General features: G+C 65.3%; 11 protein-coding genes. 5 read left to right on the top strand and 6 right to left on the bottom strand.

Features of this window, described 5'->3' with window-relative positions; all coding sequences use genetic code 11:
• Positions 1 to 31: 31 nt before the first annotated feature.
• From AC1DQQ_RS13700 to AC1DQQ_RS13680, 5 genes are all read right to left on the bottom strand, one after another.
• Positions 32 to 928 (bottom strand): class III extradiol dioxygenase subunit beta, encoded by an 897-nt coding sequence (locus AC1DQQ_RS13700; RefSeq protein ID WP_478030272.1) that lies wholly within the window; start codon positions 926 to 928, stop codon positions 32 to 34.
• A 2-nt stretch (positions 929 to 930) separates the two neighbouring features.
• On the bottom strand, positions 931 to 1377 hold the full coding sequence (ligA, locus tag AC1DQQ_RS13695) for a protocatechuate 4,5-dioxygenase subunit alpha (protein WP_478030270.1): 447 nt from the start codon (positions 1375 to 1377) through the stop codon (positions 931 to 933).
• Positions 1374 to 2399, bottom strand: coding sequence for an amidohydrolase family protein (locus AC1DQQ_RS13690; RefSeq protein WP_478030268.1), 1026 nt, complete (start codon positions 2397 to 2399; stop codon positions 1374 to 1376). Before AC1DQQ_RS13690 ends, ligA begins: the two co-directional genes overlap by 4 nt.
• A complete protein-coding gene (locus AC1DQQ_RS13685) occupies positions 2396 to 3268 on the bottom strand; it encodes an NAD(P)-dependent oxidoreductase (RefSeq protein WP_478045475.1) in 873 nt (290 codons plus the stop codon). The genes AC1DQQ_RS13690 and AC1DQQ_RS13685 overlap by 4 nt, the downstream gene beginning before the upstream one ends.
• 78 nt (positions 3269 to 3346) lie before the next feature.
• Positions 3347 to 4534 carry a LysR family transcriptional regulator gene (locus AC1DQQ_RS13680; protein ID WP_478040989.1) on the bottom strand — a complete coding sequence of 396 codons (1188 nt, stop codon included), beginning with the start codon at positions 4532 to 4534 and terminating at the stop codon, positions 3347 to 3349.
• 106 nt (positions 4535 to 4640) lie between these two features.
• Here AC1DQQ_RS13680 and AC1DQQ_RS13675 point away from each other — a divergent pair, with 106 nt between their 5' ends.
• From AC1DQQ_RS13675 to AC1DQQ_RS13655, 5 genes are all read left to right on the top strand, one after another.
• Positions 4641 to 5315: a 4-carboxy-4-hydroxy-2-oxoadipate aldolase/oxaloacetate decarboxylase gene (locus AC1DQQ_RS13675; RefSeq protein ID WP_478045474.1), complete on the top strand. Its 675-nt coding sequence runs from the start codon at positions 4641 to 4643 to the stop codon at positions 5313 to 5315.
• Positions 5308 to 6384 carry a 4-oxalomesaconate tautomerase gene (locus AC1DQQ_RS13670; RefSeq protein WP_478040987.1) on the top strand — a complete coding sequence of 359 codons (1077 nt, stop codon included), beginning with the start codon at positions 5308 to 5310 and terminating at the stop codon, positions 6382 to 6384. Before AC1DQQ_RS13675 ends, AC1DQQ_RS13670 begins: the two co-directional genes overlap by 8 nt.
• Positions 6381 to 7271, top strand: a complete 891-nt coding sequence (locus tag AC1DQQ_RS13665; protein WP_478040986.1) for an amidohydrolase family protein — start codon at positions 6381 to 6383, stop codon at positions 7269 to 7271. Before AC1DQQ_RS13670 ends, AC1DQQ_RS13665 begins: the two co-directional genes overlap by 4 nt.
• A gap of 136 nt (positions 7272 to 7407) precedes the next feature.
• Positions 7408 to 10023 carry a TonB-dependent receptor gene (locus tag AC1DQQ_RS13660; protein ID WP_478045473.1) on the top strand — a complete coding sequence of 872 codons (2616 nt, stop codon included), beginning with the start codon at positions 7408 to 7410 and terminating at the stop codon, positions 10021 to 10023.
• Between the two features lie 4 nt (positions 10024 to 10027).
• Positions 10028 to 11131, top strand: coding sequence for an NAD(P)-dependent alcohol dehydrogenase (locus tag AC1DQQ_RS13655; RefSeq protein WP_478040984.1), 1104 nt, complete (start codon positions 10028 to 10030; stop codon positions 11129 to 11131).
• Positions 11132 to 11269: 138 nt separating this feature from the next.
• Here AC1DQQ_RS13655 and AC1DQQ_RS13650 read toward each other — a convergent pair whose 3' ends face one another.
• Positions 11270 to 13258, bottom strand: a complete 1989-nt coding sequence (locus tag AC1DQQ_RS13650) for a family 43 glycosylhydrolase (protein WP_478040983.1) — start codon at positions 13256 to 13258, stop codon at positions 11270 to 11272.
• Positions 13259 to 13433: the final 175 nt, after the last annotated feature.

The raw sequence follows: 13433 nt of genomic DNA, 5'->3' as shown, positions 1-13433 counted from the left end.
TCCTGATCGAATTCTGGCGGGGAGGCGCGGACTATTCGGCCGCGAGCGCCGCGTCGTAATCGCCGCCGGTCATATCCAGCCCTTCGCCATTGTCCGGCCGCAGCACGATATGGCCGATCGCGGTATTGCTGCACGGCACGTGATAATGGCGGTGCAACGCGCGCGTGCGCTTGCCCAGCGCGCCGCGCATGATCAGCCACATCACCATCTCGATCCCTTCGGACCCGGTCTCGCGGAGATACTCGATATGCGGGATGCGGCGCAGATGGTCGCTTTCGCCGATCAGCCCGTCAAGGAAGCGATTGTCCCATTCGGGATTGATCAGCCCCGCGCGCGGACCCTGAAGCTGATGGCTCATCCCGCCAGTGCCCCAGACCTGGACATTCAGATCCTCCGGGAAGCTCGCGACGGCGCGCGCAATCGCCTCGCCGAGTGCCCAGCAACGATTGCCGGAGGGCGGCGGATAAGTGACGACGTTGACCGCCAGCGGGACGACCTTGCACGGCCAGGCATCGGGCTTGCCGAACATCATCGTCAGCGGAACGGTCAGGCCATGATCGACATCCATCTCGTTGATGATGGTCATGTCGAATTCGTCGAGGATCAGGCTCTGCGCGATATGCCAGGCGAGATCGGGGTGCCCTTCGACTTCGGGCACCTGGCGCGGTCCCCAGCCTTCGTCGGCCGGCTTGTATCGCTCGCCGCAGCCGATCGCGAAGGTCGGAATGATCTTCATGTCGAAAGCGGACGCGTGGTCGTTATAGACCAGGATGACGACGTCGGGCCGTTCGGCCTTTTCCCAGGCGCGGGTCCAGTCATAGCCGGCAAAGATCGGGGCGAAATAGTCGTCGGAATCCTTGCCGAAATCGGATGCGACGCCAAGCAGCGGCACATGACTGGATGCGACGCCGGCGGTGATGCGTGCCATGGTCAGCGGTTCCCTTGCTTGTCTTCGCCGGCGCCGGCGTCGCGATTGGCCTTGATCGAGCGCTGGCCCTCGGGCGAGCGGCCGCCGGCGATCATCATCTTGGTGTAATCCTCGAAATTCATGTCGGTCATCGTCGAGACCGCCTGGGCGAAGCTGAGCCCGTCGGTCGAAAACAGCTTGGCGAGGAAATAGACGTTGCCGCCGAGATCGAGGCAGCGATTGTAATCGCGCCGCAGCAGCGCATCCTTCTGGTCGTCGGACAGCGGCCATTCGTCGAGATAGGCGCGCTCGTCCGCTTTGAAGCGCTCGCGATTTTCGGCCTCCATCAGGCTCATCGCGAACTGGTTCATATGATAGCCTTGGCGCGCGCGCTTCGCGGTGAAGACGCGCGTGCCGGGAATGTCCTCGAGCTGGGCGAGATACGAATGGATGTCCTCGGGCTCGTTCATCGCCCCTTCTCCTTCAATTGCTGGTCGAGGCGCGGGAAGACGCGGCGGGCATTGCCCTCGAAGATTGCGTGCCGTTCGGCATCGCCGATCGGGAGCGCGTCGACATAGCGTTTGGTGTCGTCGAAATATTGGCCGGTTTCGGGATCGATGCCGCGCACCGCGCCGACCATCTCGCTGCCGAACAGGACGTTCTTGCTGTCGATCACCTTGGCGAGCAGGTCGATGCCGGGTTGGTGATAGACGCAGGTGTCGAAGAACACGTTGTTCATGACGTGCCCGGCCAGCGCGGGTTTCTTGAGCATGTCGGCCAGCCCGCGATAGCGGCCCCAATGATAGGGTACCGCCCCGCCGCCATGCGGGATGATGAAGCGCAAATTCGGAAAATCGCTGAACAGATCGCCCTCGATCAACTGCATGAAGGCGATCGTGTCGGCGGCGATGTAATAGGCGCCGGTGGCGTGCAGCCCCGGGTTGCAGCTGCCCGAGACGTGGATCATCGCCGGCACGTCCAGCTCGACCATCTTCTCGTAGAACGGATACCAGAAACGGTCGGTCAGCGGCGGCGCGGTGAAATGGCCGCCGCCGGGATCGGGGTTGAGGTTGCAGCCGATGAAGCCGAGTTCGGTGACGCAGCGCTCGAGTTCGTCGATCGACCCTGTCAGATCCGCCTTCGGGTTCTGCGGCAGCATGCAGACGCCGGCGAAAACATCCGGATAGAGATCGACGCAGCGCTTGATCAGGTCGTTATTGACCCGCGCCCAGGCCATCGCGACCGCTTCGTCGCCGACATGCGGCGCCATGGCCGAAGCGCGCGGGCTGAAGATCGTCATGTCGGCGCCGCGTTCGCGGATCAGCCGGATCTGGTTCGCTTCCAGGCTTTCGCGGATCTCGTCGTCGGAGATGGCGGGGTAGGGGGGCGGAGTCCGGCCCTCCTTGAGCGCGGCCTTTTGCGCCTCGCGCCAATCGCTATGGGCGGCGGGCACCGTGGTATAATGGCCGTGGCAGTCGATCACCAATGTCATGCAGCCTGGTCCTTCGAACGATCGAGCAACGCCGCGACCTTGGCGTCGAGCGTGGCAGCAGGCGTCATCGCGCGCGACCCGATGGCGCGCTGGCGCTCGACCGTTCCGCGGCTCATCGCCGATCCGGTGCCGAGCGCGTCGAGCGTCCGCACCACTTCTTCCATCTCGGCCGCGCGGCGCAGGCCATGCACCATCATCCGGTCGAGATTGTAATCGGCCCGGCGGCCCCAATTGGCGCCCGGCCAGCTGGCGTCGAGCGAGGCGATGACTTCGTCGCGCACGCCCGCCGCTTCGGCCGCCAGCACGCATTCGGCGGTCAGCGCCTCGATCCCCTTGACCATCACCGACCGGATCATCTTGATCGCCGAAGCGGTACCGACGCCGCCGGCGATGACGCGGACATTGCCGAAGCCGATCGCGCCCAAAGCCTTCGCCGCCCGCTCGGCTTGGGGTCCGCTGACCAGCAGCGGAACGGCACGCCCGGCGGGATGCACCGGCGCCATCACCGCCACGTCGACATAATGCGCGCCGGCTTGCTCGATCGCACCTGCCGCCTCGCATTTCGTCTGCGGCGCGACCGAGTTCATGTCGCAATAGACCGCACCCCGCTCGATGCCGCGCGCGGTTTCGCGGGCCGCCGCGAGCGCCTTGTCCGCGGTCACCAGCGACAGGATCAGCCCGGCGCCTTCGACCGCGGCCTGGTTGGTCAATGCGCCCTGCACGCCCAGCCGGGCGTAATCGTCCAGCTTGGCCCGGCGGGTCGGGCCGACATAGGTCTTGCGGTCATAGGCGCGGGCTGGGCCGCCGAGTCCGTCGGCGAACGCCTGCCCGGCTTCGCCAAACCCGATAAAGGCAATCCCTCCGTCCATTGCCCAGCGCTAGCCTTTATGGCCGCCGACGCCCCAATCGGTTTGCCGGGATCGCTATCGGAATTCCTGAAGTCCGGATCAGGCGATGGTCGCGCGCAGCAATTCGATAAAGCGCGCCTGGGGCAGAGTCGGCCGCCAGTGATCGCGCGTCGTGATGCCGATCGTGCGCGTGCTGTGTTCCAGCCGCGGGCCGATGGTCGTGAGCATCCCGCCATCGACTTCCAGCGCCACCTGGTCGGGTGACAACAGGGTCAGGAAGTCGCCATCGGCGAGCACGCCGCGAATGACCATTACCGATCCGCATTCGATCGGTGCGCGGGGACGGGGATGCCCGGCGAACAAGGCTTCCCATTGCAGGCGGAGCGGCGTCCCGGGCTGGCCGACAATCCACGGATAGCCGGCCAGTTGCTCCAGCGAGGGCTGCTCGACCCGCGCCAAGGGATGGCCGGCGCGGCCGATCACCGCGAGCCGGTCGATCATCAACGGCATCTGCACGCAATCGGGCGGTGCGGCCGGGCGAAGCGCGCCGATCATCAGGTCGAGCACGCCATCGCGCAACGGATCGACCAGCTCGCGCCACGATCCCTCGACCACGTCGATCATCGTCCCGGGATAGTCGCGGGTGAACTGGGCGATCGCGGCTGGCAGGATCAGCGCGCGGCAGAGCGGCATGGCGCCGACCACCACGCTGCCGCCGCCCTCAGGCTCGGCCGCGACTTCCGCGATCAGCGCGGCGAGTTCGCTCCGCGCCAGCCGGATTCCCCGGGCCAGCTTGGTGCCTGATGGCGACAGCGCGACGCCGCGGCCGCGCCGTTCGACCAGCGGCGTGGCGCAGAGCTGTTCGAGATCGCGGACCGCGCGATGAATGGCCGGCTGCGACAGACCCGTGGCATCGGCTGCACCGACGAAGCTACCGGCATCGGCTACTGCAAGAAACGCGCGCAGCTGCGTCGCGGTCATCAGCAATTCGGGCCGCGCGAAGCTGCGCGCGCCGCCTCGCGCGGTGGCGCGGGTGGCGACGGTCAGATGGTTGAGCGCGGCATCGACGCGTTCGCTCGCCAGCCGACCCTCGGCCGTCGCCGACATGCCGTCGGGGTGGCGTTCGAACAGCGTCGCGCCGAGTTGGCGTTCGAGCTTGGCGAGGCCTTGGGTCAGCGCGGGCTGCGACAGGCTCACGGCCTCGGCGGCGGCGCTCATGCTGCCGTGGCGGACGATCGCCGATATTGCTCGCAAATGCCGGATGTTGAGATCGAAGGGCTTGGTCATCGGCGGCGATCATAGCAAAAACTTATCGCTGGGGGATAATTGTGAATGCCGCCCCGCCAGCGCCTTCTCTAGCGCTGACGGCGAAATGTTTTGAGGCGAGGTGGACATGGCTGGTCGAGTGGTTCGCAACATCGCGCGCGCCGACGCGTCGGTAATCGATGGCCTGGCGCATGCCGGCGTCGCCACGGTGCACGAAGCGCAGGGCCGGATCGGACTGCTCGCGAGCCGGCTGCGGCCGATCTGGCCGGGCGCACGGATCGCGGGGTCGGCGGTGACGATCTCCGCGCCGCCGGGCGACAATTGGATGGTCCATGTCGCGATCGAGCAGTTGCAGGATGGCGACATCCTGGTGCTGGCGCCGACCAGTCCGTGCGAGGACGGCTATTTCGGAGACTTGCTGGCGACGTCGGCGATGGCGCGGGGCTGCCGCGGGCTGGTGATCGATGCGGGCGTCCGCGACGTTCGCGACCTGACGCAGATGGGTTTTCCGGTCTGGTCGAAGGCGGTGTTCGCGCAAGGGACGGTCAAGGCGACCCTGGGATCGGTCAACGTGCCGATCGTCTGCGCGGGTGCAGCGATCGAGCCAGGCGACGTGATCGTGGCGGATGACGACGGCGTGTGTGTGGTCCGGCGGGCCGATGCCGGCGCCGTGCTCGAACAGGCCCAGGCGCGCGAGGCGAATGAGGAATCCAAGCGCCAGCGGCTGGCGGCGGGTGAGCTCGGTCTCGACATCTACGACATGCGCGGCAAGCTCGCGGCGATGGGGCTGAAATATGAGTGACTTGGCCGCCCCGGGCAGTCAGGGCATCCGCTGCATGTGGATGCGCGGGGGCACGTCGAAAGGCGGGTTCTTCCTTGCCGATGAACTGCCCGCCGACCCCGCCGCACGCGATGCTTTCCTGTTGCGCGTGATGGGATCGCCCGATCCGCGCCAGATCGACGGCATGGGCGGTGCCGATCCGTTGACCTCTAAGGTCGCGGTCGTCTCGCGGTCGACCCGGCCCGGTGTCGACGTCGATTATCTGTTCCTGCAGGTGTTCGTCGACCAGGCGATCGTCACCGACGCGCAGAATTGCGGCAATATGCTCGCCGGGGTCGGTCCGTTCGCGATCGAGCGCGGTCTGGTCGCGGCGGCCGGCGAGGAGACCCGCGTCGCGATCTTCATGGAGAATACCGGGCAGATCGCGGTTGCTACCGTGCGGACGCGCGATGGCGCACCGGTCTATCATGGCGAGGCGCGGATCGATGGCGTGCCGGGTACCGCGGCGCCGATCCCGCTCGAATTCCGTGATACCGCCGGGTCGTCCTGCGGCGCGTTGCTGCCGACCGGCAACGCGACCGACGAGATCGAAGGCGTCGCCTGCACGCTGATCGATAACGGCATGCCCTGCGTGGTGTTTCGGGCGGAGGATGTCGGAGCGACCGGCTATGAAGATCGCGAGACGCTCGACGGCGATACCGCGCTCAAGGCGCGGATCGAGGCGATCCGGCTCAAGGCGGGGCCGTTGATGAACCTGGGCGATGTGACCGCGAAGTCGGTGCCCAAGATGATGCTGGTGGCGCCGCCGAAACATGGTGGAGCGGTGACCGCCAGAAGCTTCATCCCGCATCGCGCGCATGCCACGATCGGCGTGCTGGGCGCGGTCAGCGTCGCCACGGCCTGCCTGGTTCCCGGCTCGCCCGCCGCCGCGGTCGCTGTTATTCCGGACGGATCGGTCAAGACGCTGTCGGTCGAGCACCCGACCGGCGAAATGAGCTGCGTGCTGACGCTCGACGACAACGGCCAGGTCGCGACCGCCGCGTTGCTCCGCACCGCTCGCAAGCTGATGGATGGCGAGGTGTTCGCATGACTCTCGACGCGAATGGGCGCATCCGCAGCTGGACGGAATCGCCCTCGACGCCGCATTTCGTTCCCCCGCCCGGCGCGATCGACGCGCATTGCCACGTGTTCGGACCGGCCGCGCAATTCCCGTTCAGCGCCAAAGCGAAATATCTGCCGCAGGATGCCGGGCCGGACATGCTGTTCGCACTGCGCGACCGGCTGGGGTTCGACCGCAACGTGATCGTTCAGGCGAGCTGCCACGGCACCGACAACGCCGCGACGTTGGACGCGATCGCACGATCGGACGGCAAGGCGAGGGGAGTCGCCGTGGTCGACCCCGCCATTGGCGAAGCTGAGTTGCAGGCGCTGCACGACGGCGGCTGCCGCGGCATCCGCTTCAATTTCCTCAAGCGGCTGGTCGACGACGCGCCCAAGGACAAGTTCCTCGACGTAGCGCGGCGGCTGCCGCCGGATTGGCATGTCGTGGTCTATTTCGAGGCCGATATCCTGACGGAATTACGGCCGTTCCTCGATGCCATCCCGGTGCCTTTGGTAATCGACCATATGGGGCGCCCGGATGTCACCCAGGGGCCCGATGGCGCCGACATGCAAGCATTCCGCCGGTTGCTCGACAGCCGCGACGACATCTGGTTCAAGGCAACCTGTCCCGACCGGCTCGATCCTGCCGGAGCGCCCTGGGACGATTTCGCCGCCGCCGTCGCGCCGCTGGTCGCCGATTATCCCGATCGCGCCCTCTGGGGCAGTGATTGGCCGCACCCTAATATGCAGGACGCGATCCCCGACGACGGCGCGCTGGTCGACATGATCCCGCGCATCGCCCCGACGGCCGAACTGCAGCGCAAGCTGCTGATCGAAAATCCCGAACGGCTATACTGGCCCGAGACAATCGGCTGAACCCACCTCTCCCGGGGCAGCTCGGTTCGCGTGAGTCCATGGCCGCCATTCGCTCCAATCCAAGCCGACGGGATCGGCGAGCGCTACTAAGCTTCCTCAGACCGTTCGAAGCGGCCGGGTTCAGGGGAGGACAATTTTGCGCACGTCAATCATCGGCATCCTGTTGGGGACCACCGTCATCCTGCCGTCGCTCGCGCATGCGCAAGCGGCGCCCGCGACGCCACCCCAGCCGGACCCGGCCCAGGTCGAGACCAATAGCGGCATTCCCGATATCGTCGTCACCGCGCAGAAGCGGTCCGAGAATGTGCAGGACGTGCCGATCGCGATTTCGGCCTTCACCGCCGATACGCTGAAGGAGCGCGCGGTCACCAGCATTTCGCAGCTGTCGGCGATCGCGCCCAACGTCAATCTCGATGCGGGAACGCCCTTTTCCGGCTCCACCGCCGTTCTCTCCGCCTATATCCGCGGCATCGGGTCGGACGATTTCGCGTTCAACATCGATCCGGGGGTCGGCATCTACCTCGACGGCGTCTATCTGGCGCGAACGGTCGGCGCCAACCAGGACCTGCCCGATGTCGAGCGCGTCGAGATCCTGAAGGGACCGCAGGGCACGTTGTTCGGCCGCAACACGATCGGTGGTGCGATCTCGATCGTCACGCATGACCCGGGCAAGACTTTCCGCGTCAGCGGCGACATCACTACCGGCAGCTTCAACCTCCTCCAGGCGCGCGGCACGGTCGATATCCCGATTACCGACGGCCTGTCTTCGTCGCTGACGTTCGGTGTGCGGACGCGCGACGGCTATCTGAAGCGCATTCCCTATCCCGATGCGCGCGCGAACAATTCGCCGTCCTTCACCGCTTTCGACGCCGCGGGATATGACAGCGCGCGGAGCGAAGGCGCCAATGACAATTTCAACCTGCGCGGCAAGCTCAAATGGGACAATGGCGGCCCGGTCCGACTGACCGTGTCGGGTGATTACAGCCGCGACAAGGGAACATCGGCGAACAAGCTGCTGGGAACCGCCGAAACTGTACCGGGCAATTTTGCCGGCACGACCAATCTGCCAGGCACGGCCTTCGACCCAACCGGCACGACCGGCTTCCTGTTCGCGGGCCTGTACAATTTCTGTATCGGCGCCACCTCGGCGCAGATCGCCGCGCGTGGCGCGCAGGCGCTGTGCGGCGTGACGAGCACTCAATACAGCCCGCAATTCAAGCTGCCGAGCGTGGCCAGCGTCAATGTCGACGGCAACCCCAACAATGACCGGTTGCCATGGGACAGCCGCTTCGTCACCGCAGATCCCAATCGCAGCTACGCCACCGGCAACAGCTATTCCGACCTGAAGAATTGGGGCGTGTCGGGCATCGTCGATATCGACCTGGCGAAGAACGTCGCGATCAAGTCGATCACCGCGTATCGCGCTCTCCATTGGAATGCCGGTCTCGATGCCGACGGCTCGCCGCTCAACTTCCTGCAGCTCAGCTTCAAGATGAACCAATGGCAGTTCAGCCAGGAAGTGCAGCTGCTCGGCAAGGCGTTCGACAACAAACTCAACTATGTGCTTGGCGCCTATTATTTCAAGGAAGCCGGCGACCTGCATGATTATGTCACCTTCGCCGAAGGGCTGATCCAGGTCGACGGTCCCAACACGCTCAAGACCGAGAATTATGCCGCCTTCGGGCAGGTGGATTTCCGCCCGATCGACCTGATCGGAATCACGCTGGGGGGGCGCTACACGCGCGAAAACAAGCAATTCGAGGGCGGGCAGCAGGAGCTCAACGGGTTCAACTACAAATTGTTCGGCTGTTCCGACGCCAATGGCAACATCACGCCCAACGGCCCGTTCCCGCTGGCGCCAGTGACTTGCCAACAGGGATTGTCCTTCCCCGATCCGAGCAATCCGGTCCGCGTCTATGTGCCGGGCGTCAACCGCAAGACCTTCACCAACTTCTCGCCCAAGGTCGGCATCCAGCTCCACGCCGCCAAGGACATCCTGCTCTATGGCAGCTGGTCGAAGGGCTACAAGACCGGCGGCTGGACCACGCGCCTGACCAATCCGCAGGGCAATGTCGCGCCGGGTTTCGATGAGGAAAAGGCGACGACCTGGGAAGCTGGCGTCAAATCGACCTGGTTCGATCACAAGCTCCAGCTCAACGCGGCCGCCTATACGACCGACTATCAGGGTATTCAGCTCAACATCCAGATCGGGACGTCGCCGACCATCGCCAATGCCGGCAATGCCCGGATCAAGGGCTTCGAGGTGGAGATGGTCGCAGCGCCTGTGGCCGGCCTGACGATCAACGGATCGGTCGGCTACACCGATGCCTATTACACCTATGTGTCCCCGGCCGCGACTGCGGTGGGCGGCGCCAATATTTTCCAGGCGGGAACGCTGGTAGGGGCGTCCTTGCCCAAGACGCCGAAATGGCAGATCAGCCTCAGCCCTCGCTATGAGACCAGGCTGGGGAATGGCGGAGCGCTGGTGTTGCTCGCCGACTGGAGCCATACCACCAGCGCGTGGAACGACGCGCAACGCACCTATTTATTGTTCCGGCCCACGACCAATACGGTCAATGCCAGCCTCACCTATCGCGAGCCCGGCGACCATTGGACGCTGACGGTCGGCGGCACCAACCTGACCGACGGCCGCTACCTCACCTCGGGCGGATCGAACGTATCGGCGGGGGTCTTCTTCGGAAGCTATAACCGGCCACGTGAATGGTATGCCAAGTTCGGCTTCCGGTTCTGATCCGATGGAAGGACTGACAGCCCAGGCTGCGATCGTCGAGGCGCCCGGCGGCGAGTTCACGCTCACCGCGGTTACCATCGATCCACCGGGTCCAGAGCAGGTCCGGGTCGCGATCCACGCCTGCGGGGTCTGCCATACCGACATGGTGATGCGCGACGGCGGGTTGCCGATCCCCTTTCCGGTGGTGCTGGGCCATGAAGGCGCCGGGGTGGTCGAGGCGGTGGGTTCGGCGGTCGAGGGGATCGCGCCAGGCGATCATGTGCTGCTCAGCTTCCACAGTTGCGGCCGATGCGCGGCGTGCGACGATCATCAGCCCGGCTATTGCGACGAGTTCGTCCCGCGCAATTTTCTCGGCGCGCGGACGCCGGGCGAGGGCGATATCCGACGCGATGGCGCGGCGGTCGGAGGCAACATCTTCGGCCAATCGGCCTTTGCCACCTCGGCGCTCGCCCATGCCGACAATGTGGTGCCGATCGACCCCGCACTCCCGCTCGACCTGCTCGCGCCGCTCGGCTGCGGCATCCAGACGGGCGCGGGCACGGTGATGGAAACGCTGCGCCTGCAACCCGGCCAGTCGATAGCGGTGTTCGGTGCCGGCGCGGTCGGGCTGGCGGCAGTGATGGCCGCACGGATCCTCGGCGCGGGCAGAATCGCGGTGCTCGACCTCCATCCGGGGCGCCTCGATCTGGCGCGCGACCTCGGCGCGACGGAAACCGCCGATGCGATCGAGCGGCTGTCGGGCGCGTTCGACCATATCGTCGACACGACCGGCGTTCCGGCATTGGTGGAGCGAGCGGTCGATCTGCTCGCGCCGCGTGGCACGCTTGCGCTGGTTGGTGCCTATCCGCCCGGCGGGTCGATCTCGATCGATCCTTCCGCGATCATGGCTGTCGGCCGACGGGTCGTTGGGGTGGTCGAGGGCGGCATCGATCCGCGCCGCTTCATTCCGCGGCTCATCGATCATTATCGAGCCGGCGAATTGCCACTGGAAAAGATCGTCCGGACCTATTCCTTCGCCGAGATTGAGCGCGCCTTCGCCGCCTCCAGCGACGGATCGGTGGTCAAGCCGGTGCTGGTGATGCCGGTGGGCGAGGGGCAGGCCGAGTGAAGATAAACGGCTCGCCAGTTTCCAACGCCCATGTTTACGGACCGGTGTTGGTGCCGCGGCATCGGGAGCGGCTTCGCCACCAAAAAGCCGAATTGGCTAGCGGCACGAAAGCCAACACGGGCGCCAGCGCCGCCCTTTCTATTCCGACCAGATAAAGCGCGCGCCATCGCTATCGTCCGGCATCGGGCCGGGGCTGTCGGCTCGGATATTGCCGGTCTTCGGATCGATGCGGAGGAAGCGGTTGGTCGCCAACGACATCAGCACCAGTTCTCCAGTCGGCGTTTCAATCCATTGGAAGTTTTGCGCCTTGCCGGACTGGCCGGCCACGAGTGTCACCTCTCCATTCGCGCCGACGGTAACATAGCGTCGGCCCGATTGCAGGGCGATGCGGCCCAACTTGCGGTCGACGACCTCGAACCGCGTCGGGACTGCCGAAGCCAGGCCCGCAGCGCCGGCCGCGAGCCCGGTCGTCGCATGAAACGAGGTCAGCCGGATCGATCGGCCATAGGGAATGGGTCGCATCAGGCCGCGGGTATGCGGCTGATAGATTTGGATATTGTCGAAATCGGCGAACCCGCCTTCGGCGCCGGTCCTATTGTAGCTGAACAATCCGTAGCGAACGCCCTGGAAGGTGAAGGTCTGATAGACCAGCACGACCTGCTCACCGATCGGGGTAAAGGTGACGCCGTCGAACGAATAGCTGAAGCGCGCGCGTTCGGTGAGGAAATCGCAGTCGGCACGAAGCCAGATGCGCGTCCCCGTCATCTTCACCCGTACCGTCTTGTCGGAGCGCTGGTCATGGAGGACGATGTCGAGCCCGTCGGTACGTTTTTCGACGCCCAAAGTCGCATAGGGCAGATTGAGTAGCCCCAGGCCGGCCATGTCGCCAGGCTTCAGGTGCGACGCATCGAGCAGGACGGTCGGGGTCGACATCGGCCCGATCGCGCGCTGCGTCAGCGTATCGCGCGCGTCATAGAATGAGGTCGCCGGCAAGGCATGAAGCCGCAGGAAGCCGGGCCGTTCCGACAACGACCATTTGCCGTCGACCGGGACATGGTTCCACTGCCATATCGGCTGGAGCCGCGGCGCCGAGAAATCGTCGCTGCGGCGGTAGGGCACCCGCACGGGCTGCGGCGTGGCGGTCTTGGGCTTCACCCAGGTCCGCGGCGTACGCGTCAGATTACCCGGCAGCCCGAAATAGGGCCAGCCGTCCTTCCAGGTGACCGGCGACAGGTCGAGCAGGCGGCCGACAGAATTGAAATCCATCATCGAAAAACCCCACCATTCGCCCTCCGGCGTCTGGACGATGCCCCCCTGGTGCATCGCCAGGCCGTGACTGGCGGCGGCGCCGGGCGCCCAGAACTTGAACGGCGGTTTGGCCGTGGCCGTGCGCTGGCCCGCCGCCATGCCGAAGTCCTCGTGCAAGCTGATCGCTCGATCGACCTCATAGGGGCCCAGCACGCGATCCGCCCGCGCCGCCGGCATCCGAAAGCCGCCGGCATATTCGGCGCTGATGATGTAATATTTGCCGTCTATCTTGTAGAAATGCGCGCCTTCGCCCATCCCGGCATCGGCGGTGAACAGGGCGCGCTCGGTGCCTGGAACCACGTCGGTCAGGTCATCGGTAAGTTGGGCCAGGTGCATGTCCTGATGACCCCAGACGACATAGGCCTTGCCGTCGTCATCGAACAGGACGGACAAATCGTGAAAGCTGCGCTTCATCGGCGTGCGCGTCCACGGCCCCTTGGGATCGGTGGCCGTGAACATCTGGGTCGTCTGGCCGTTGACGTTCGAGAAGATGTAGAATTTGCCGTCATGGTAGCGGAAGCATGGCGCCCAGATACCCTGACCGTAGATATTCCGGCCATCCTCCAGCCGGTAGGCCGGGCCGAGGTCGAGCTTGTCCAAAGCATAGGCAACGAATTCCCAGTTGACCAAGTCCTTCGAGCGCAGGATCGGCAGGCCGGGCATGGCGTGCATGGTGGTGCCGGTCAGGTAGAACCAGTCGCCGACGCGGATCAGGTCCGGATCTGAAAACTCGTCATAGAATAATGGATTAGTGAACGTGCCGTCACCGTTATCCGGCGTCCAGGTCTCTGTCGACATGCCCTTGGACGTGCGCGCCACCGGACCGTCCCGATCCACGGCGGATGCGGGCGATGCTCCTGTAACCAGGGTAAAGGCCAGGCATGATGCCAGCCCGGATATGACGAGTCCGGACGATTTCGACCCAGGCCGCATTATGCCTCCCTCATTTTGTGCCCTGATACCACAAAGCTGGAATCTGATAACGCTACCAGAG

Source organism: Sphingomonas sp. P4_G3, assembly GCF_056401105.1.
The sequence above is the reverse complement of the archived record's forward strand: the minus strand, read 5'-3'. Positions and strand labels throughout refer to the sequence as shown.

Bases quoted from the DNA above. Each gene is read 5' to 3' on its own strand.
- AC1DQQ_RS13700 (WP_478030272.1), bottom strand. From the start codon at position 928: ATGGCACGCATCACCGCCGGCGTCGCATCCAGTCATGTGCCGCTGCTT.
- ligA (WP_478030270.1), bottom strand. From the start codon at position 1,377: ATGAACGAGCCCGAGGACATCCATTCGTATCTCGCCCAGCTCGAGGAC.
- AC1DQQ_RS13690 (WP_478030268.1), bottom strand. From the start codon at position 2,399: ATGACATTGGTGATCGACTGCCACGGCCATTATACCACGGTGCCCGCC.
- AC1DQQ_RS13685 (WP_478045475.1), bottom strand. From the start codon at position 3,268: ATGGACGGAGGGATTGCCTTTATCGGGTTTGGCGAAGCCGGGCAGGCG.
- AC1DQQ_RS13680 (WP_478040989.1), bottom strand. From the start codon at position 4,534: ATGACCAAGCCCTTCGATCTCAACATCCGGCATTTGCGAGCAATATCG.
- AC1DQQ_RS13675 (WP_478045474.1), top strand. From the start codon at position 4,641: ATGGCTGGTCGAGTGGTTCGCAACATCGCGCGCGCCGACGCGTCGGTA.
- AC1DQQ_RS13670 (WP_478040987.1), top strand. From the start codon at position 5,308: ATGAGTGACTTGGCCGCCCCGGGCAGTCAGGGCATCCGCTGCATGTGG.
- AC1DQQ_RS13665 (WP_478040986.1), top strand. From the start codon at position 6,381: ATGACTCTCGACGCGAATGGGCGCATCCGCAGCTGGACGGAATCGCCC.
- AC1DQQ_RS13655 (WP_478040984.1), top strand. From the start codon at position 10,028: ATGGAAGGACTGACAGCCCAGGCTGCGATCGTCGAGGCGCCCGGCGGC.